The sequence below is a fragment of the Pseudomonas sp. NPDC007930 genome (assembly GCF_042958985.1).
Taxonomy (GTDB): Bacteria; Pseudomonadota; Gammaproteobacteria; order Pseudomonadales; family Pseudomonadaceae; genus Aquipseudomonas.
In genome coordinates this window covers 175,842-193,235 of record NZ_JBIBKC010000001.1, presented here as the reverse complement: position 1 = coordinate 193,235, position 17,394 = coordinate 175,842, and the positions used below count along the sequence as shown (strand labels likewise).

Annotated in this window: 22 protein-coding genes; 10 read left to right on the top strand and 12 right to left on the bottom strand. The window is 66.8% G+C overall.

From position 1 onward, the window contains the following. The first annotated feature begins 221 nt into the window (after positions 1-221). Positions 222-758, top strand: a complete 537-nt coding sequence (locus tag ACFZCE_RS00915) for a hypothetical protein (protein WP_390935218.1) — start codon at positions 222-224, stop codon at positions 756-758. A gap of 224 nt (positions 759-982) precedes the next feature. Here the strand turns inward: ACFZCE_RS00915 and ACFZCE_RS00910 are convergent, their stop codons facing one another. Next, the gene (locus tag ACFZCE_RS00910; RefSeq protein ID WP_390935216.1) at positions 983-2,695 is read right to left on the bottom strand and encodes an amidase; all 1,713 of its coding nucleotides are present in this window, start codon (positions 2,693-2,695) and stop codon (positions 983-985) included. A 147-nt stretch (positions 2,696-2,842) separates the two neighbouring features. On the opposite strand from ACFZCE_RS00910, the gene ACFZCE_RS00905 reads away from it, so the two are divergent. Together ACFZCE_RS00905 and ACFZCE_RS00900 are read left to right on the top strand one after the other, a co-directional pair. Continuing rightward, on the top strand, positions 2,843-3,412 hold the full coding sequence (locus ACFZCE_RS00905; RefSeq protein ID WP_390935214.1) for a GNAT family N-acetyltransferase: 570 nt from the start codon (positions 2,843-2,845) through the stop codon (positions 3,410-3,412). Continuing rightward, positions 3,409-4,371, top strand: coding sequence for a threo-3-hydroxy-L-aspartate ammonia-lyase (locus ACFZCE_RS00900; protein ID WP_390935212.1), 963 nt, complete (start codon positions 3,409-3,411; stop codon positions 4,369-4,371). Before ACFZCE_RS00905 ends, ACFZCE_RS00900 begins: the two co-directional genes overlap by 4 nt. Here the strand turns inward: ACFZCE_RS00900 and ACFZCE_RS00895 are convergent. Then, on the bottom strand, positions 4,361-5,068 hold the full coding sequence (locus ACFZCE_RS00895) for a helix-turn-helix domain-containing protein (protein ID WP_390935210.1): 708 nt from the start codon (positions 5,066-5,068) through the stop codon (positions 4,361-4,363). The two genes, ACFZCE_RS00900 and ACFZCE_RS00895, sit on opposite strands and share 11 nt — an antisense overlap. A 121-nt stretch (positions 5,069-5,189) precedes the next feature. Between ACFZCE_RS00895 and ACFZCE_RS00890 the strand changes: the two genes are divergently transcribed. From ACFZCE_RS00890 to ACFZCE_RS00880, 3 genes are all read left to right on the top strand, one after another. Beyond that, positions 5,190-5,942 carry an SDR family oxidoreductase gene (locus tag ACFZCE_RS00890; RefSeq protein WP_390935208.1) on the top strand — a complete coding sequence of 251 codons (753 nt, stop codon included), beginning with the start codon at positions 5,190-5,192 and terminating at the stop codon, positions 5,940-5,942. Positions 5,943-6,035: 93 nt separating this feature from the next. Next, positions 6,036-7,172 carry a DUF4172 domain-containing protein gene (locus tag ACFZCE_RS00885; RefSeq protein WP_390935206.1) on the top strand — a complete coding sequence of 379 codons (1,137 nt, stop codon included), beginning with the start codon at positions 6,036-6,038 and terminating at the stop codon, positions 7,170-7,172. 93 nt (positions 7,173-7,265) lie between these two features. Further along, positions 7,266-7,988 (top strand): OmpA family protein, encoded by a 723-nt coding sequence (locus tag ACFZCE_RS00880; RefSeq protein WP_390935204.1) that lies wholly within the window; start codon positions 7,266-7,268, stop codon positions 7,986-7,988. Positions 7,989-7,997: 9 nt separating this feature from the next. Here the strand turns inward: ACFZCE_RS00880 and pta are convergent, their stop codons facing one another. Both pta and ACFZCE_RS00870 read right to left on the bottom strand, forming a co-directional pair. After that, positions 7,998-10,091 (bottom strand): phosphate acetyltransferase, encoded by a 2,094-nt coding sequence (gene pta, locus ACFZCE_RS00875; protein WP_390935202.1) that lies wholly within the window; start codon positions 10,089-10,091, stop codon positions 7,998-8,000. Between the two features lie 51 nt (positions 10,092-10,142). After that, on the bottom strand, positions 10,143-10,418 hold the full coding sequence (locus ACFZCE_RS00870) for a DUF3565 domain-containing protein (RefSeq protein WP_390935200.1): 276 nt from the start codon (positions 10,416-10,418) through the stop codon (positions 10,143-10,145). 13 nt (positions 10,419-10,431) lie between these two features. Here ACFZCE_RS00870 and ACFZCE_RS00865 point away from each other — a divergent pair, with 13 nt between their 5' ends. Next, positions 10,432-10,917 (top strand): FKBP-type peptidyl-prolyl cis-trans isomerase, encoded by a 486-nt coding sequence (locus ACFZCE_RS00865; RefSeq protein WP_390935198.1) that lies wholly within the window; start codon positions 10,432-10,434, stop codon positions 10,915-10,917. A 90-nt stretch (positions 10,918-11,007) separates the two neighbouring features. After that, positions 11,008-11,493, top strand: a complete 486-nt coding sequence (locus ACFZCE_RS00860; protein WP_390935196.1) for a glutathione peroxidase — start codon at positions 11,008-11,010, stop codon at positions 11,491-11,493. On the opposite strand, the gene ACFZCE_RS00855 is transcribed toward ACFZCE_RS00860, so the two are convergent. The 3 genes from ACFZCE_RS00855 to cysZ form a co-directional block, all read right to left on the bottom strand. Continuing rightward, on the bottom strand, positions 11,490-11,843 hold the full coding sequence (locus ACFZCE_RS00855) for a hypothetical protein (protein ID WP_390935194.1): 354 nt from the start codon (positions 11,841-11,843) through the stop codon (positions 11,490-11,492). The genes ACFZCE_RS00860 and ACFZCE_RS00855 overlap by 4 nt on opposite strands. A 15-nt stretch (positions 11,844-11,858) precedes the next feature. After that, on the bottom strand, positions 11,859-12,206 hold the full coding sequence (locus ACFZCE_RS00850; RefSeq protein WP_390935192.1) for a hypothetical protein: 348 nt from the start codon (positions 12,204-12,206) through the stop codon (positions 11,859-11,861). A gap of 90 nt (positions 12,207-12,296) precedes the next feature. Next, positions 12,297-13,034 carry a sulfate transporter CysZ gene (gene cysZ, locus ACFZCE_RS00845; protein WP_390935191.1) on the bottom strand — a complete coding sequence of 246 codons (738 nt, stop codon included), beginning with the start codon at positions 13,032-13,034 and terminating at the stop codon, positions 12,297-12,299. Between the two features lie 208 nt (positions 13,035-13,242). On the opposite strand from cysZ, the gene ACFZCE_RS00840 reads away from it, so the two are divergent. Next, positions 13,243-13,842 (top strand): redoxin domain-containing protein, encoded by a 600-nt coding sequence (locus ACFZCE_RS00840; protein ID WP_390935189.1) that lies wholly within the window; start codon positions 13,243-13,245, stop codon positions 13,840-13,842. Positions 13,843-13,986: 144 nt separating this feature from the next. Beyond that, positions 13,987-14,952, top strand: a complete 966-nt coding sequence (gene trxB, locus ACFZCE_RS00835) for a thioredoxin-disulfide reductase (RefSeq protein WP_390935187.1) — start codon at positions 13,987-13,989, stop codon at positions 14,950-14,952. A gap of 44 nt (positions 14,953-14,996) precedes the next feature. Here the strand turns inward: trxB and ACFZCE_RS00830 are convergent, their stop codons facing one another. Genes ACFZCE_RS00830 through ACFZCE_RS00810 form a run of 5 tightly spaced genes read right to left on the bottom strand, consistent with a single transcriptional unit; the run spans position 14,997 to position 17,371 of the window. Further along, positions 14,997-15,338 carry a HopJ type III effector protein gene (locus ACFZCE_RS00830; RefSeq protein ID WP_390935185.1) on the bottom strand — a complete coding sequence of 114 codons (342 nt, stop codon included), beginning with the start codon at positions 15,336-15,338 and terminating at the stop codon, positions 14,997-14,999. After that, entirely contained in the window at positions 15,331-15,627 is a 297-nt protein-coding gene (locus ACFZCE_RS00825) for a DUF1244 domain-containing protein (protein ID WP_390935183.1), read from the bottom strand. The genes ACFZCE_RS00830 and ACFZCE_RS00825 overlap by 8 nt, the downstream gene beginning before the upstream one ends. Position 15,628: 1 nt before the next feature. Beyond that, on the bottom strand, positions 15,629-16,015 hold the full coding sequence (gene folX, locus ACFZCE_RS00820; RefSeq protein ID WP_390935181.1) for a dihydroneopterin triphosphate 2'-epimerase: 387 nt from the start codon (positions 16,013-16,015) through the stop codon (positions 15,629-15,631). 21 nt (positions 16,016-16,036) lie between these two features. Next, a complete protein-coding gene (folM, locus tag ACFZCE_RS00815) occupies positions 16,037-16,744 on the bottom strand; it encodes a dihydromonapterin reductase (protein WP_390935179.1) in 708 nt (235 codons plus the stop codon). A gap of 54 nt (positions 16,745-16,798) precedes the next feature. Further along, a complete protein-coding gene (locus ACFZCE_RS00810) occupies positions 16,799-17,371 on the bottom strand; it encodes an antibiotic biosynthesis monooxygenase (protein WP_390935177.1) in 573 nt (190 codons plus the stop codon). Between the last annotated feature and the right edge of the window lie 23 nt (positions 17,372-17,394).

The following is a 17,394-nucleotide window of genomic DNA, read 5'->3' as shown; positions in this document are numbered from 1 at the left end:
TCCCTCACCTAGGCCTGTATGGGTTCGGGTGTGTTCTTGTCCGCCCCCAGGCGCACCGGCAAATCCACCTTTGCGCGGGAAGATCTACGCCTGGCGCTCGAGGCCTAGGTAAGGATGTGTCACGTCTCAGGCGCTCGCGGTGCTGTCTGATGAGTTGAAGAAGCCCCTCGTGCTGATCATCGATGAGGCGCAGCACGCCATCACCCGCGAACAAGGCGATGGTGCCGTTTCCTACGCTGGGGCGGGATTACATCCAGTGGTTCTGTGCCGAGGTCGAGCTGCCGGTGGCCCTGGTACCCGATGAAGTCTTCGCGTTGTTCGAAGCCTGCGGCCACCGGCCAGAACTGTTGGGCGCGGCCGCCGACGAAATTCGCTTCGACATGACCTTGGCACCCGAAGAGGTGCCCTCGCGTTTCGAGGCGCTGGTCAAGGCGCAGGCGGCCGAATTCGCCGGTAACCTGCGCAAGGTGATCCATAGCCTGACCCCGATTCAGGGTGCGGTATTGCGAGTCTTGGCGGCCAAGGGAGATGACTACGCCCCCTTTGAGGCCCAGACCCAGGCACTCTACGGGCGTGCGATGGAGTCGGCCGGCGCGGCCGCAGCGGATGCCAAGACTGATATTTCCGGCATTCAGCAGGCACTGCTGGCGCTGCAGGACAAGAAGCTGGTGTGGAAGGCGTCACGCGGGGTTTACGCCGTGGATGAGCAGGTCATCGTCGACCTGCTGCGCCAGGACGGTTTGCTCGACGGGTTGTAGGGGTTGCTGCGGTTGGCCCCTCGCCCGGCACAGCCGGCCTCCCACGGGTTCTGTGTAGCCTAGGAAATCAAGGACCACACAAATCTTGGTGGGAGGCCGGCTGTGCCGGGCGAAGGGCCAGTCAGGTCATGCGCTCAGTAAAACCACCTGAAGTAATCAGCGCTTTTCCCCCTCAATTGAGCGCTCTGATGGCCTAAGTGAACAACATTACGCCACAACCGGCCTCACGGCCGCCGATGCAGGGGCGGCGTACGCGGTGGGATCATCCGCTGGTTGCCGGTGGCTTCGAAGGCCGAGGCCAGGCGCAGCAGGCGTGAGTCGCTGTAGGCCTGGCCGGCGAAGGTCAGGCCCACCGGCATGCCGAGGTCGGCCATCACCCCCATCGGCACGGTGACCGTGGGCACGCCCAGGTGGCGGATGGCGAGGTTGCCGTTGGCCACCCAAACGCCGTTGCTCCAGGCGATGTCGGCGGCGGCCGGGTCAACGTCGGCGCTGGCCGGGGCTACATCGGCCACGGTGGGGAAGATCACCGCGTCCAGGCGCTGCTGCTGCATCCAGTCTTCGAGGTCGAGCCGGCGGGTGTGCTCCAGGCCGCGCAGGCCGTCGGGCAGGGTGGCGATCTGCTCCCAGGGGGTGATGCCGCGCTGGGCCATCTTCACGTACTCGTCCATGCCGGCGGCCAGGTCACCCTCGCGGTTGGGCAAGGTGCCAGGGTCGTGGGGGAAGATCCGCGGCCCGTCGGCGTCGGCCAGGCGGTTCAGCGCCGGGTCGTTGTTGGCGCGCAAGAAGTCGTCGAAGGCCCAGGCGCTCAGGCCCCACAGTTCATCGTGAAGAAACGCCGGGCTGACCAGCCCGCGGTTGAACACCGTCGGCGCGCCGGGGCGGTCGCCTTCGCAGTTCGACACCAGCGGGAAGTCCACCTCGATCACCTCCGCGCCAGCGGCCTCCAGGGCCATCCGCGCCTGCTTCCAGAGGGCGATCACCGAGGCCCGGGTGGCAATGCGCTGGCCGGTCGGGCCGCCGATGCCGGGGGCTTCGGCGGTGCCGGCGGCGGGGTCGGCGTTGATGTACATGCGCGGCACGCCCAGGCGCTGCCCGGCCAGTGCCTTGGGCCCGGCGGCCAGCGCCGGGTAATGCGCCGGGCGCACCTCGGAGGCCTTCGGGATCGGCACCCAGGGTTGCAGGCGCCAGAGGTCGCCACGGGTGTCAGGGTCATCGGCCACCACCACCTCGAGCACTTCGAGCAGGTCGGCCATGGTCCGCGCATAGGGCACCACCACGTCCATGGTCGGCGTCAGTGGCCAGTTGCCGCGCACCGAGATCACCCCGCGCGACGGCGTGTAGGCGCACAGCCCGTTGTTCGAGGCCGGGCCGCGCCCGCTCGACCAGGTTTCTTCGGCCAGGCCAAAGGCGGCGAAGCTGGCCGCGGTGGCGGTGCCAGCGCCGTTGGACGAGCCCGAGGCGAACGGCGCGGTCAGGTAGCCGGCGTTGTACGGGCTTTCGGCGCGGCCATACACACCGCGCTGCATGCCGCCGTTGGCCATGGGTGGCATGTTGGTCTTGCCCAGGCAGATCGCCCCGGCGGCGCGCAGGCGTTCGATGGTGAAGGCGTCGCGCTGCGCCACCAGGTGGGCGAACGCCGGGCTGCCGGAGGCGGCGGTCAGGCCCTTGACCAGGTAGCTGTCCTTGGCGGTGTAGGGGATGCCATCGAGCGGGCCCAGGGTTTCACCGTTGGCCCGGCGCGCATCGGCGGCCCGCGCCTCGGCCAGCGCGTCGGGGTTGCGCACCACCACGGCGTTGAGGGCGGTGGCGGTGGCGGGGCCGTCGTAGGCGTCGATGCGTTCGAAATAAGCCTGCACCAACTCGACGGCGGTGGTGTGGCCGGCTTCCAGGGCGGCCCGCAGTTGGGCGATGGACACTTCGGTGACTTCGAGCATGGGAGAAACCCGTATTGAGCGTGCGGTGTAACAACCTTAGCGCGCTATTTAACACCAAGCCGGCGCCGGCCGCACGGCGTGGGCTGGCCGCGGCGCGGCAAAATCGGTCAGTATGGTGGGCCATTCACGTTAGCCGGTTTGCCAGCCATGGACGCCTTGCCAACCTTCACCACCCAGCGCCTGTTGCTCACCCCGCTGCAACTGGCCGATGCCGCGGCCATCCAGCAGTTGTTCCCCCATTGGGAGGTGGTGCGCTACCTCAACCACAACGTGCCCTGGCCGTACCCGGCCGACGGCGCGCTGACTTTTGTGCGCGACCACGCCTTGCCTGCCAGCGCGCGCGGCGAAGAGCGCCACTGGATGATCCGCCTGCGCCAGGCGCCGGCGCAGTGCATCGGTAGCATTGGCCTGTACGAGCACCCCGGCAACCACCGGGGCTTTTGGCTGGCGCCGGCCTGGCAGGGCCAGGGCTATATGCGCGAGGCCTGCCAGGTGATCAACCATTATTGGTTCGTGACGCTGCAGCGGCCGCTGATGCACGTGCCCAAGGCCGAAGCCAACCTGGCCTCCAAGCGCGTGTCGGTGCGTGAAGGCATGCGCTGCGTGCGCACCGAGCCCGGGCGTTTCGTGGCCGGTGAGATGCTCCAGGAAACCTGGGAGCTGCGCCGCGAAGACTGGCTACGTACCCAACCCCTCGACCAGGAGCCTTCGCCATGATTGCCTTGCCCACCTATGCCGACGTTCAAGCCGCCGCCCAGCGCCTCGAAGGCCACGCCCATCGTACCCCGGTGCTGACCTCGCGCACGCTGGACCACGCCCTGGGCGCCGAGGTGTTCTTCAAGTGCGAGAACTTCCAGCGCATGGGCGCGTTCAAGTTTCGCGGCGCCTTCAACACCCTGGCGCGTTTCGACGCGGGCCAGCGTGAGCGCGGTGTGGTGGCGTTCTCCTCCGGCAACCACGCCCAGGGCATCGCCCTGGCGGCGCGCATTCTGGGTATCCCGGCGGCCATCGTGATGCCCGCCGACGCCCCCGCGGCCAAGCTGGCCGCCACCCGTGGCTATGGCGCCGAGGTGATCACCTATGACCGCTACCGTGAAGACCGCGAAGCCCTCGGCCGCGCCCTGGCTGAAGAACGCGGCATGACCCTGGTGCCACCCTACGACCACCCCGATGTGCTCAGTGGCCAGGGCACCGCGGCCAAGGAGCTGTTCGAAGAGGTAGGCCCGCTCGATGCGTTGTTCGTGCCCCTGGGCGGGGGTGGGCTGCTCTCTGGCAGCGCGCTGGCGACCCGCGCGCTGGCGCCGGCCTGCAGCCTCTACGGGGTTGAGCCCGAGGCCGGCAACGACGGCCAGCAATCCCTCGCGGCTGGGCGCATCGTGCGCATCGCCACCCCGCAAACCCTGGCCGATGGCGCGCAAACCCAGTACCTGGGGCAGTACACCTTCGCGATCATCCAACAGCAGGTGAACGGCATCCTCACCGCCAGCGACGATGAGCTGGTGCAGGGCATGCGGTTTTTCGCCGAGCGCATGAAGATGGTCGTCGAACCCACCGGCTGCCTGGGCCTGGCCGCCCTGCGCGGGGTGGCCGAGCAGTGGCGCGGCAAGCGCGTGGGGGTGATCATCAGCGGCGGGAATATCGACTTGCCGCGCTATGCCGAACTGCTTAGCAGCTGATCAGCTCGAACAGTTCGCGCATCGCCCGCCGCGCCAGCCGTTGCAGCCGGGCCGGTGCCAGTTGCTGGGCCGAGCCTTGCGCGCCGAGCGCCGCCACCACCTGGCCACGCACCCGCAGCGGCAGGGCGAAACAATGCAGGCCCTGGCGCGAGGCGCCCAGGTCGAGGGCGTAACCCTGGCGGCTGATTTCGCCCAGGCGCGGCTCCATGGCCAATGGCTGGGCGGCCTCGCGGCGCAGGCGGCGTAACAGGTTGGGGTCGTGGGCGAGGAACACCTGGCCCACCGCGGAGGTGGCGAGGGCATCGCGCTGCGCATCCGCTGGCGGGAGCCAGCGCTGGCCGTCGCCGTCCAGCCCATCGAGGGTGAGGTAAGCGCGGCTGCCGCCCGGCACCGCCAGCACGCAACGCTGCCCGGTCAGTTCAGTGAAGGCCGCGAGGGCCGGCGCGAAGCCTTCACGCAGGCGCCGCGCTGGCGCCTCGGCTGGGCCGGCCAAGGCCTGCACGCGCAGGCCCAGGGTGTAGCGGCTACCTTCGCGGCTCACATAGCCCAGCGCCACCAGCGTATCGAGCATGCCGTGGGCAGTGCTTTTGCTCAGCCCGCAGGCGCTGGCCAACTCGCCCAGGCGCGCGTTGCCGCCTTGCTCGGCGAGGGTTTCAAGCAGGTGCAGGGTGCGTTCGACCGACTGCAGGGTAGCCATGGGGGCGCTCCGTTCGGCCCTGCCGAACTTTCGGCACGGGCGTGGGGCAGGGGGCTGCCCAGGGTGGGTTCGCTGTTTAGAGTGCCCTGAATCGTTTCTTCGCGGCAACTCAGGAGCCACTATGGACCTTCAATTGAAACAGGCACGGGTATTGGTCAGCGGCGGTTCGCGCGGCATCGGCCGGGCCATCGTCGAGGCGTTCGCCGCCGAGGGCGCGCGGGTGGCGTTTTGTGCCCGCGGCGAGGCGGGCGTGCGCGCCACCGAAGCCGCCTTGGCCGGCGCGGTGTTCGGCCAGGCCGTGGATGTGACCGACCCGGCGCAGATGGCCGCCTGGGTCGAGGCCAGCGCCGAGCGCCTGGGCGGTGTAGACATCATCGTGCCGAACGTCAGCGCCCTGGCCGGTGGCGGCGACCTGGCCACCTGGCGCCGGGCGTTCGACACCGACCTGCTCGGCACGGTGAGTTTCTTCAACGCCGCGCTGCCGTACCTCAAGCGCTCGCCGGCCGGGGCGGTGGTGTTGATCTCCAGCGTGTCCGGGCGCGAAGTGGACCGCTTCGCCGAGCCCTATGGCGTGCTCAAGGCGGCGTTGATCCACTACGGCAAAACCCTCTCGGCGCGGCATGCCGGCGACGGCATTCGGGTCAATACGGTGTCGCCGGGCAACGTGTATTTCCCGGAGGGCGTGTGGGGCAGCATCGAGCGCGACAGCCCGGAGCTGTTCGCCCAGTGCCTGGCCGCCAACCCCATGGGGCGCATGGCCCGCCCGCAAGAAGTGGCCAACGCGGCGCTGTTTCTGGCCAGCGCCGCGGCCAGCTTTACCACCGGTTGCAATTTTCTCGTCGATGGTGGGCTGACCCAGGGCGTGCAGTACTGAGGTGGGCGGTGAGCCGAATAGGCGGTATATTCGGCTCATTATGTGAGCCGAATAGCCGGGTTATTCGGCTCACGCACTGCCGAGGGGGCTGACATGAGCGAGCCACGCTGGATCTGGCAACAACCGCAGTGGCCGGGTTTTACCTGGCAGGCCGGGCCGTTGGCGGCGTTGCTGAGGGCCTGCACCCAGTTGCAGGGGCGGTTGCTGGGGATGGCCGGGTTGGCGGGCGAGACTGAAGCCGGGCTGAGCCTCGATGCCTTGCTGCAGAACATCATCACCTCTTCGGCCATTGAAGATGAGCCGCTCAGTGCCAGTTCGGTGCGCTCGTCGCTGGCGCGGCGGTTGGGGCTGAGCGATGAAGGCAAGCCCAGCCCGCGCAGCGAAGGCCTGGCTGAATTGATGCTCGATGCCACCGGCAACCCTGGCGCCGCGCTCACCCGCGAGCGCTTGTTTGCCTGGCACCAATGCCTGTTTGCCGAGCCGGCCTCGATGCTGGCGGCGCCGCGAGTAGGCACTTGGCGGGGCGATGAGCCCATGCAGGTGGTGTCTGGCCGGCTCGACCGGCCTACGGTGCATTTTCAGGCGCCACCCCGGGAGGGGCTGGAGCAACAGGTCGAGCAGTTTTTACAGTGGTTTGCCGCCAGCCGCGCAGACGCCACCCTGGACCCTCTGCTGCGCGCGGGCATCGCGCATTTCTGGTTCGTCACCCTGCACCCGTTCGACGACGGCAATGGCCGCCTGACCCGCGCCCTCACTGACCTCGCGCTGGCCCAGGCCGACGGCCAGGCGATCCGCCTGTACGCCATGGCCGCAAGCATCCTCGATGATCGCGGCGGCTATTACCGGATACTGGAGCGCAGCCAAAAGGGCGGCCTGGACATCACTGCCTGGCTGGAGTGGTTTCTCATCACCCTGCAGCGCAGCCTCGAAGGGGGCCTGGCGCGGATCGAACGGGTGTTGCACAAGGCACGGTTCTGGCAGTCGCATCGCCACCAAGGGCTGTTGCCAGAGCAGGTCAAGGTGCTCAACCGCCTGCTCGATGGCGGCCCGGCGGGCTTCGAAGAGGGCATCAATGCTTCGCAATACCAGGCCGTGGCGAAGGTAGCCAAGGCCACGGCCACCCGGCATCTGGCGGCCTTGCTGGAGAAGGGCTGTATCGAACGGCTGCCCGGTGGCGGGCGTAGCACTCGGTATCGAGTGAAGGGCGCCGGGGGCGGTGCCCAGGGCTAAAGTTTTTGTCACTGAATTTCAAGGGCTTTCAGTGTTCCAATGGCTCATTATCGCGACCCCTGTATCCCCAACCGCTTTGACAGGAGCCTTGAGATGTTCACCGCACGCCGTTTGATTCTCGCCACCGTTGCCGCCACTGTACTGGCTGGCTGCGCCAACCAGCCCAACCCCTACAGCAACCAGGGGCAGGCGCAGGAGGGGCAAGGTTCGCAGGGCATGAGCCGCACCGCCAAATACGGCGGCCTGGGCGCGTTGGCCGGGGCCGTGGCCGGTGCCGCCATCGACCACAACAACCGTGGCAAGGGCGCGCTGATCGGCGCCGTGGTCGCCGGTGGCGCCGCCGCCGGTTATGGCTACTACGCCGACCGCCAGGAAGCCCAACTGCGCGCCAGCATGGCCAACACCGGGGTAGAGGTGCAGCGCCAAGGTGACCAGATCAAACTGATCATGCCCGGCAACATCACCTTCGGCACCGATTCCTCGGCCATCGCGCCGAGCTTCTATGCGCCGCTGAACAACCTCGCCACCTCGTTCAAGCAGTTCAACGAGAACACCATCGAGATCGTCGGCTTCACCGACAGCACCGGCGCCCGCCAGCACAACATGGACCTGTCGCAGGCCCGTGCCCAGGCCGTGGCCACCTACCTCACCTCGCAAGGGGTAGATGGCAGCCGCCTGGGCGTGCGCGGCATGGGCCCGGACCAACCGGTGGCGAGCAACGCCGACGCTAACGGCCGGGCGCAGAACCGCCGCGTCGAGGTCAACCTCAAGCCGATCCCCGGCCAGCAGTACCAGGCGCCGGCCCAGCAGCAGTAAACCGCCGGCCTACAACTCCACCACCCGGCTGGCCTGGATGGCGGTCAGGGCGATGGTGTAGACGATGTCTTCGACCTGCGCGCCGCGCGGCAGGTCGTTGACTGGCTTGCGCAGGCCCTGCAGCATCGGCCCCACGCTCACGCAATCGGCGCTGCGCTGCACCGCCTTGTGGGTGGTGTTGCCGCTGTTCAGGTCGGGGAACACGAACACCGTGGCGCGCCCGGCCACTTCGCTGTCGGGCGCCAATTGCCGGGCCACCTGCTGGTTGCTGGCGGCGTCGTACTGCAAGGGGCCGTCGATCTGCAAGCCACGCTGCGCCTCGCGCGCCAATTGCGTGGCTTCGCGCACCTTTTCTACCTCTTCGCCGGCGGTCTGGCCGCTGGAGTAACTGAGCATCGCCACCCGCGGCGCGATGCCGAAGGCTTGCGCGGAGTCCGCGCTCTGCAGGGCGATCTCGGCCAGTTCCTGGGCGTCGGGGTGGGGGTTCATCACGCAGTCGCCGTACACCAGCACCTGGTCGGGGAACAGCATGAAAAACACCGAAGACACCAGGTTCCAGCCCGGTGCGGTCTTGATCAACTGCAGCGCCGGGCGAATGGTATTGGCGGTGGAGTGCACCAGCCCCGACACCAGCCCGTCGACTTCATCCAGCGCTAGCATCATGGTGGCGATCACCACCGGGTCTTCGAGCTGTTGCTCGGCCATCGGCTCGTTGAGGTTCTTGCTGCGCCGCAGTTGCACCATCGGCGCCACGTAGCGCGCGCGGATCGCGTCGGGGTCGAGGATTTCCAGGCCGGGTGGCAGCTCGATACCCTGGGCGCGGGCCACCGCCTGCACCTCCTCTGGCTTGGCCAGCAGCACACAGCGGGCGATGCCACGGGCCTGGCATTGGGCCGCGGCCTGGATGGTCAGCGGCTCGTTGCCTTCGGGCAGCACGATGCGTTTGTCGGCCTGCTGGGCGCGCTGGATCAACTGATAGCGGAACACCGCCGGGGTCAGCCGCAGCTCGCGCGGGGTGCCGCAGTGCTGTTCGAGCCAACGCGCATCGAGGTGCCCGGCGACGAAGTCGGTGATGGTCTCGGCGCGCTCGCGGTCGTCGATGGGGATTTCACGGTTCAGTTGGTTCAGCCGGGTGGCGGTGTCGTACGAGCCGGTGCTCACCGACAGCACCGGCAGGCCGGCCTGCAGCGCGCCCTGGCAAAGGTCGAGGATGCGCGGGTCGGGCATCGAATCGCTGGTGAGCAGCAGCCCCGCCAGTGGCACGCCGTTGAGCGTGGCCAGGCTGACCGCGAGGATGATGTCGTCACGGTCACCGGGGGTCACTACCAGCACGCCGGGCTTGAGCAGTGGCACGGTGTTCACCACCGTGCGCGCGCAGATGATGATCCGCGCCATGCGCCGTTGTTCGTAGTCCCCGGCGTTGAGCACCTGGGCGCCGAGCAGCTCGGCCACGTCGCGGGTGCGCGGGGCGTTGAGGTCTTCCTGGTAGGGGATGCAACCGAGCAGGCGGAACTCACCGCCGCGCAGCAATGGCGAGTGCTCGCGCAGGCTTTTGGCGAAGCTCTCCAGGCCTTGCTCGGTGCGCACCTTGTTGAGGATCACGCCGAGCACTTTTGGGTCACGCGGGCCGCCGAACAGGCGCGCTTGCAGCTCTACCCGGCCAGACAACTCGGCCAGCGCTTCGCTCTCCGGGGCCGAGACGAGGATCACGTCGGCGTCCATGCTTTTGGCCAAGTGCTGGTTCACCCGCGCGGCGTAGCTGGCCTGGCGGGTGGGCACCATGCCCTCGACGATCAGTACGTCGAGGCCGGCGCTGGCCTGCTGGTAGAGGCTGACGATCTGCTCGAGCAGTTCATCGAGCTGGCCGTCGCCGAGCATCCGCTCCACATGGCCCAGGCTCAGCGGTTGAGGGGGCTTCAAGCCATGGGTGCGGGCGATCAGTTCGCTGGAGCGCTCCGGGCCGGTATCGCCGGGGTGGGGCTGGGCCACCGGTTTGAAAAAGCCAACCTGCAGGCCGGCGCGTTGCAAGGCACGCACCAGCCCCAGGCTGATGGAGGTCAGGCCTACGCCGAAATCGGTCGGCGCGAGGAAAAAGGTCTGCATGTACACGCTCTCGATGAGTGCAGGGCCGGTGGCGGCCTGTTGGCCGGCCGCTCACCGTTGCCCAAGAGTAACGCGGCTTGCCCCTTGCGCGCACCAACCGCAGGTAAAGGGCGTACCGATGCGCCGGGCGCGCTTGGCGGGCTCGAGCACCCAGCCGCGCAACTGCCAGGGCGGCGCATGGCGCAGGTGTTGGGTGTGCCCGCAAGAGAGCTGCGCGAACCAGTCGCCGTGGGCGTCCTGGGCGAAGCCGGTGATCACCACCGGCGGTTGCGGTTCGCATTCGCCCGAAGGCTTGTTTACACTTGTGCTTTCCACATCCTCATGCAAAAGGTCTTACCCCATGCTGATTGCCGCCAACAAGGCTGTCTCCATCGACTATACCCTCACCAACGATGCTGGTGAGGTCATCGACAGCTCCGCCGGCGGTGCGCCCTTGGTGTACCTGCACGGCGCGGGCAACATCATCCCCGGCCTGGAAAAGGCCCTCGAAGGCAAGCAGGCCGACGACGAACTGAACGTTGCCATCGAGCCGGAAGACGCCTACGGCGACTACAGCGCCGAGCTGGTCAGCACCCTGAGCCGGAGCATGTTCGAAGGCGTCGACGAGCTGGAAGTGGGCATGCAGTTCCACGCCTCGGCACCCGATGGCCAGATGCAAATCGTCACCATCCGTGACCTCGACGGCGACGACGTGACCGTCGACGGCAACCACCCGCTGGCGGGTCAGCGCCTGAACTTCAAGGTCAAGGTGGTCAGCGTGCGTGACGCCAGCCAGGAAGAAATCGCCCACGGCCACGTGCACGGCGAAGGTGGCCACCACCACTGATTGAGCATGCGGCCTGCCGCACGGTCCAAAAAGGCGCCTGCTCCGTAAGGAGGGGCGCTTTTTTTATTTCCAAACGTTAAGGAGGGCGCCATGCCCGGGTTCCATGATCTGAAACTGCACGCGCTGGACGGCGCGCCACTGCCGCTGGAACGGTTCAAGGGTGAGGTGGTGCTGGTGGTGAACGTAGCCTCCAAGTGCGGCTTGACCCCCCAATACGCGGCGCTGGAAAACCTCCATCAGCGCTACCAGGCGCAAGGGTTCAGCGTGCTGGGGGTGCCGTGCAACCAGTTTGGTGGGCAAGAGCCCGGCAGCGCCCAGGACATCCAGAGCTTTTGCAGCGTGAATTACGCGGTGACCTTCCCGCTGGCGGCGAAGGTGGAGGTGAACGGCGCCAGCCGCGCGCCGCTCTACGCGTTGCTGGCCGGCGATGATGCCGCCTTTGCCGGCGACATCACCTGGAATTTCGAGAAGTTTCTGATCGGCCGCGACGGCCAGGTACTGGCGAGGTTCTCGCCGCGCACCGAACCCGATGCACCGGAGGTGACCCAGGCCATCGACGCCGCGCTGGCCGGTTAAAGGGTGTCGAGCACGTCGTTGGCCAGTTCGAAGAAGCGGCCGACGTTGAACGCTTCGGTATCGGCGCGCTGGGCGTAATCAAAGGTGTCGGGCGCCAGGAACACGCCGATATCCTGCTCGCCGTTCCAGGTCAGCGAGTTGTGCGCCTGGGCGGCGGCCGCCGCGTACGCCACAAAGTTGCTGGACTGGCTTACAACCTGGTCGCGCAGGTTGTCGACCGAATTAACGTACAGGCTGCTGGCCGGGTACGGCACGCCGGCGTCTGCCAGCGCTTCGTCCAGGCGCCTCGCCAGTGTTTGCTCGAGGGTGTCCTGTTCAGTGGCGGTGCTCAGTTCGAGGTCGTCGTTCATGGCTGGCGCCCTCAGTCATGCCGGAACGGTGTCGTAGGCCTGTTGCACCATGTGCCAGAAGTCCTGGGTGGTGAACGAGGCGTCGACACGGTGTTCGTCTTGGAATGAGTGGGCGACGGTGAATACGCCGGCATGTTCGTGTTGTGGGCCATGCTCGGGCGGGTTGCGCTCGATGACGCAAATGACCGTTGCATGGAGCAACGTATTCGAATCGATCACCACACCGCTGTGTGGGTCGATACCGTTGATGAACAGCGTTTCCGGCGTCAGGCCGGCGAGCGCTGTTTCATTGTTCATGAGGTATTGCAGGGTTGGCAGCAGGGCCGCGGCGTGCTCGTCGTAGCCTTCGTTGGGGTTTTGCATAAGAGCCTCCTTGCTCTAAGGGGCGCGTGATTGCGCCGGGCTATTGAGCCCCGAAGCGGGCGCGGCCATGCCCTAACTATTTAGGACTTTTCAGCCTTGCCCCCGCTCGCGCACCCAGAACAGCGTGGCCCCGGCCACCGCGGCGGGCATCATCAGCAAGTTGAGCAGCGGTACCAACAGCACCAGGTAGACGATGCCACCAAAGCTCAGGCAGGCCATGCGCTTTTGCCGCAGCCAGGCGAGCATGTCTTGCCAGCTCATCTGGTGGTTGTCGGCGGGGTAGTCGATGTACTGGATGGCCATCATCCACACCCCGAACAGCAACCACAGCGGCGCGGCGATCACGTTCACGCCCGGGATCAGCGACAGCACCAGCAGCCCCAGGGCGCGCGGCAGGTAATAGCCGAGCTTGCGCATTTCGCGGTTCATCGTGCGCGGCACCATCGCCACCAGCTCGCCCCAGCTGAAGGCGGGGAAATCGTCCTTGCCGGTGACCAGCACCTCGACCTTTTCGGCGAGAAACCCGTTGAACGGCGCGGCGATGATGTTGGCGACCATGGTGAAGGTGAAGAACACCATCAGCAGCAGCAACAGCACGAACAGCGGCCACAGCAGCCAGTTGAGAAAGCTCAGCCAGCTCGGCAGGGTGGGCATCAGGTGGTCGAGCCAAGCGCTGAATTCGTGCCCGGCGAAGTACACCAGCGCGCAAAACAGCACCAGGTTGATCGCCAGCGGCAGGATCACGAACGCGCGCAGTTCAGGGCGGGCGATCAGGCTCAGGCCTTCGCGCAGGTAGCCTGGGCCGGAAAGGACGCGGGGGGAGGGCATGCTAGGCTCCGTCAAGGGAAACAGTGCCCACCCTACCGCCTGGCCGGCGCTTCAGGAAGCGGGTTTACACGTGGTTACAACGAAGCGGCATTGGCGCAACCTATGGAAGGGATTGCCAATGTACATTTCCCTAATTCGCGGCAGCTCGCTAAGCTTTGCCCATTCATCACTTCCAACCCTTGGTCATCCACCTATTCTGGAGGCTCTCATGAGCGTACTGGTCAATAAGCAAGCACCTGATTTCAACGCCCCGGCGGTACTGGGCAACGGCACCCTGGTCGACAGCTTCAAGCTGTCCTCGCTGCAGGGCAAGTACGTGGTGCTGTTCTTCTGGCCGCTGGACTTCACTTTCGTCTGCCCGTCGGAAATCATCGCCCACAACAACCGCATGGCGCGCTTCCGCGAGCTGGGCGTCGAGGTGGTCGGCGTGTCGATCGACTCGCAGTTCACCCACTTCGCCTGGCGCACCACCCCGGTCGAGAAGGGCGGCATCGGCGAAGTCGAGTTCACCATGGTCGCCGACGTGAAACACGAGATCGTGCGCGCCTATGGCGTTGAGCACGGAGACGGCGTGGCCCTGCGGGCCTCGTTCCTGATCGACCAGAAGGGCGTGGTGCAGGCGCAGGTGGTCAACAACCTGCCGCTGGGCCGTGAAGTCGACGAAATGGTCCGCCTGGTCGAAGCCCTGCAATTCACCGAAGAGCACGGTGAAGTCTGCCCCGCCGGCTGGCGCCCGGGCCAGAAAGGCATGAAGGCCAACGCCCAGGGCGTGGCCGACTACCTGGCCGAGAACGCCAGCTCGCTGTAAGCACAACCGCCACGCCGCGCGGCGTGGCCCTGTTTCAGGGTTGTTGATCCGGCCTTCCCCAAGACGCTCGGCAACCCGTTTTATTCAGCCGGCCAACCGGCCATGCGCCCGGGCCCTGGGGCCCGCGGTTCGAAGGAGTATCAAATGTCTGACGTTCGCCATTCGCGGGTGATCATTCTCGGTTCCGGCCCTGCCGGCTACAGCGCCGCGGTGTACGCTGCCCGCGCCAACCTCAAGCCGCTGCTGATCACCGGCCTGCAGGCTGGCGGCCAACTGACCACCACCACCGAAGTCGACAACTGGCCCGGTGACGTCGAAGGCCTGACCGGCCCGGCGCTGATGGAGCGCATGCAAAAGCATGCCGAGCGCTTTGAAACCGAAATCGTCTTCGACCACATCAACGCGGTAGACCTGGCCGCCAAGCCGTTCACCCTGACCGGCGACAGCGGTACCTACACCTGCGACGCGCTGATCATCGCCACCGGCGCCAGCGCCCGCTACCTGGGCCTGCCGTCGGAAGAAACCTTCATGGGCAAGGGCGTGTCGGCCTGCGCCACCTGCGACGGGTTCTTCTATCGCAACAAGGACGTCGCCGTGGTCGGTGGCGGCAATACCGCCGTGGAAGAGGCGCTGTACCTGGCCAACATCGCGCGCAAGGTCACCCTGGTGCACCGCCGCGAGACCTTCCGCGCCGAGAAAATCCTCATCGACAAGCTGCACAGCCGTGTGGCCGAAGGCAAGATCGAGCTCAAGCTCAATGCCGTGGTCGAGGAAGTGGTGGGTGACGCCATGGGCGTAACCGGCGCGCGCCTGCTCAACAACGACGGTTCCCCGGGCGAGCTGAAGGTCGACGGCGTGTTCATCGCCATTGGCCACACCCCGAACACCGCGCTGTTCGAAGGCCAACTGGAACTGAAAGACGGCTACATGGTGGTCAAGGGCGGCCGTGAAGGCAACGCCACCGCCACCAGCGTGGAAGGTGTGTTCGCCGCCGGCGACGTGGCTGACCACGTGTACCGCCAGGCAATCACCTCCGCCGGCGCCGGCTGCATGGCCGCGCTGGACGTAGAGCGTTATCTCGACGGGTTGCAGAACGCTACCTTCGAGTAAGGCTCAGGGCCCTTCGCCCGGCCGTGCCGGGCGATGCCCCCCACTCAAGCCTTGCGCTTGAGTGCCTCACCTTCAAAGCTCACCCCTTCCAGCCCATGGGCGATCAGCGCGCGGATATTGCCGTGGTCGCTGCCCTCGGGCGTGGCTTTCACCGAGCGGTAGTGTTCGCCAAACGCCAACAGCGCCTCAGTGCTGCTCAAGCCTTCGAGCTTGGCCAGCGCCAGGGTTTTGCACGAGCCTTCGTTCTGCCCGGCGCTGCTGCTGACCGGGCCGTTGCTGAAGGCGGTGGGGGTGTAGTCGTAATGCTCGGCAACGAACGCCAGGGTGTCGGCGAAGGCGTTTTCGCCGGTTTCGAGGCTGGCGCGGAAGCTGTTCAAATCAGGCATGCGGGGTTCCCTTGGCGAACGCGGCCTGTTGCTCGGCGCTCGCTTCTTTCTGGTGTTGGGCCTTCCATTGGTCGTAGGGCATGCCGTAAACCCCTTCGCGCGCGGCGTCGAGGCTCAGCTCGATGCCACGTTCGTCGGCGGCGGCCTTGTACCATTTGGACAGGCAGTTGCGGCAGAAACCTGCCAGGTTCATCAAGTCGATGTTCTGTACGTCGGTGCGTTGTTGCAGGTGTGCCACCAACCGGCGGTAGGCGGCGGCTTCCAGTTCGGTGCGTTGGGCGTCGTTCATGCTAGGCCTCCGGGGCCGGCCGGCTGGCGGCCAGGGTAATCGAAACCGACTCGGCGAAGCGCAGCGCATGGGGCTTGTCGACTTCGACTTCGGCGTAGGTCACGCTCTGGTGGCGCATCACCAGGTCAAGCAGCTCCTGGGTCAGGCGCTCGAGCAGGGCGAAACGGTTGTCTTCGACATGGGCGATCACCGCCTTGGTGATGGTGCGGTAGTTCAACGCATGGTCGATGTCGTTGTCGCGCACCGCCTCCTGGGCGGGGTAGCAGATGGTCAGGTTGATCAACACATCCTGCTTGTTGACGATTTCATCCTGGTTGATGCCGATGTAGGTGCGCACGCGCAGGTCCTTGACCCGGATGCGCGCCAAGCCTGGCTCAAGTCTTGCCATGGGGTTGCTCCACTGCCGGGGTTATTTCAGGTGCCGCCCGCCATTGACGGCCAGCGTGGTACCGGTGACGTACGGGGTGCTGAGCAGGTAACGCAGGCTCTGGTACACCACCTCGGCGCCGGGCTCGATGCCGAGCGCGGCCTTGGCCAGTGTACGCTCGCGGTAAGCGGCGTCGTCGTGCTCGTTGAACATGACCATCGCCGGGGCGATGGTGTTCACCCGGATCGCCGGCGCCAGGCGCGCGGCGAACGACAACGTCAGGCTTTCGAGCGCCGCCTTGCTCGCGCAATAGGCGATGTGCTTGGCGCTGCCCTTGCGGGTCACGTCGTCACTGAGGTGGATGATATCAGCTGCGCCGCCATGGCGCAGCATCGGCTCGCAGGCGAGGTTGATCAGGTAGGGCGCCTGCACGTGCACGGCGAGCATCTGCTGCAGCACCTCGGCGGGCTCGCCGGGGCCGTCGGGTAGCCAGCTCGAGGCGTTGTGCACGATCGCGCGCAGGTGCGGGGTTACGCCCTTCAGCGCCACGATGAACGCCTCTACGCCGGCGGCGCTGGAAAAATCCGCCGGCAGCAGCACCGCCCCGGCCTCGCGCAACGCGGCCAGGCCTGGGCGCTGGCTGCGGTAGCTGGCGATCACCGGCTGGCCGGCGGCGAGCAGTTGCAGCGCGCAGTGCAGGCCGACCCGCTGGGCCGCGCCGGTGATCAGAATGGGGTGCTTCGCGGTCATGGGCTCGCTGGTGGCGTGATGGCAAAGGCCAACTTATACCACCGGTGGGCCGCTTCAGCGACCCTGGGGCAGTGCGTGGGGCGCCGGCTTCGGCCGCGCCGGGGCGTTCAGCCAATTGGCCAGCAGCCGGGTAGACAGCGGAATGAACCCACAGACCATGATCGGCGTAAGCACCAGGGTGCTCATCAGCACCCGTGGCAGCAGGCCGAATTCGCCCAGCCAGCCGCCGAACAGGAAGTTGAACAGCAACGACACCGGAAAAAACGCCAGCCACACCGCGACCGATTGCTTCCAGCGCGGCGGGCGCGGTTGCCCCGGGTTGCCGAACCAGCCGGCCAGGCCCTGGGCGCGTTGTTCGGAAGGCGCGGCAAACAGCCCATCGCCGCGGCTGAGCCAGGCCTGGCGCGACGCCGAGTGCTCCCAGGCATGCAGGGTGTGCGCGCAGGCGAAGCGGAAGATCATGTGGAATTCGTCGTCACCTTCGGGCGGCGCCAGTACGCCGGAGCCCAGGTAACCGGGGAAGTCAGTGGCCAGGCGCTCACCTTCGTGCAGCCAGGCGAGTAGCTCGGGGTAGCGGCCTTTGGCGGCGCGGCGCGCGACCAGCATGGTAACGGGGGGCGTAGACATCGTGTATCTCCGTGCGTTGGCGC

Bases quoted from the DNA above. Each gene is read 5' to 3' on its own strand.
- ACFZCE_RS00885 (WP_390935206.1), top strand. From the start codon at position 6,036: ATGAGCGAGCCACGCTGGATCTGGCAACAACCGCAGTGGCCGGGTTTT.
- trxB (WP_390935187.1), top strand. From the start codon at position 13,987: ATGTCTGACGTTCGCCATTCGCGGGTGATCATTCTCGGTTCCGGCCCT.
- ACFZCE_RS00840 (WP_390935189.1), top strand. From the start codon at position 13,243: ATGAGCGTACTGGTCAATAAGCAAGCACCTGATTTCAACGCCCCGGCG.
- ACFZCE_RS00895 (WP_390935210.1), bottom strand. From the start codon at position 5,068: ATGGCTACCCTGCAGTCGGTCGAACGCACCCTGCACCTGCTTGAAACC.
- ACFZCE_RS00860 (WP_390935196.1), top strand. From the start codon at position 11,008: ATGCCCGGGTTCCATGATCTGAAACTGCACGCGCTGGACGGCGCGCCA.
- ACFZCE_RS00865 (WP_390935198.1), top strand. From the start codon at position 10,432: ATGCTGATTGCCGCCAACAAGGCTGTCTCCATCGACTATACCCTCACC.
- ACFZCE_RS00890 (WP_390935208.1), top strand. From the start codon at position 5,190: ATGGACCTTCAATTGAAACAGGCACGGGTATTGGTCAGCGGCGGTTCG.
- cysZ (WP_390935191.1), bottom strand. From the start codon at position 13,034: ATGCCCTCCCCCCGCGTCCTTTCCGGCCCAGGCTACCTGCGCGAAGGC.
- pta (WP_390935202.1), bottom strand. From the start codon at position 10,091: ATGCAGACCTTTTTCCTCGCGCCGACCGATTTCGGCGTAGGCCTGACC.
- ACFZCE_RS00830 (WP_390935185.1), bottom strand. From the start codon at position 15,338: ATGCCTGATTTGAACAGCTTCCGCGCCAGCCTCGAAACCGGCGAAAAC.
- ACFZCE_RS00900 (WP_390935212.1), top strand. From the start codon at position 3,409: ATGATTGCCTTGCCCACCTATGCCGACGTTCAAGCCGCCGCCCAGCGC.
- ACFZCE_RS00825 (WP_390935183.1), bottom strand. From the start codon at position 15,627: ATGAACGACGCCCAACGCACCGAACTGGAAGCCGCCGCCTACCGCCGG.
- folM (WP_390935179.1), bottom strand. From the start codon at position 16,744: ATGACCGCGAAGCACCCCATTCTGATCACCGGCGCGGCCCAGCGGGTC.
- ACFZCE_RS00850 (WP_390935192.1), bottom strand. From the start codon at position 12,206: ATGCAAAACCCCAACGAAGGCTACGACGAGCACGCCGCGGCCCTGCTG.
- ACFZCE_RS00855 (WP_390935194.1), bottom strand. From the start codon at position 11,843: ATGAACGACGACCTCGAACTGAGCACCGCCACTGAACAGGACACCCTC.
- ACFZCE_RS00880 (WP_390935204.1), top strand. From the start codon at position 7,266: ATGTTCACCGCACGCCGTTTGATTCTCGCCACCGTTGCCGCCACTGTA.
- ACFZCE_RS00810 (WP_390935177.1), bottom strand. From the start codon at position 17,371: ATGTCTACGCCCCCCGTTACCATGCTGGTCGCGCGCCGCGCCGCCAAA.
- ACFZCE_RS00905 (WP_390935214.1), top strand. From the start codon at position 2,843: ATGGACGCCTTGCCAACCTTCACCACCCAGCGCCTGTTGCTCACCCCG.
- ACFZCE_RS00910 (WP_390935216.1), bottom strand. From the start codon at position 2,695: ATGCTCGAAGTCACCGAAGTGTCCATCGCCCAACTGCGGGCCGCCCTG.
- folX (WP_390935181.1), bottom strand. From the start codon at position 16,015: ATGGCAAGACTTGAGCCAGGCTTGGCGCGCATCCGGGTCAAGGACCTG.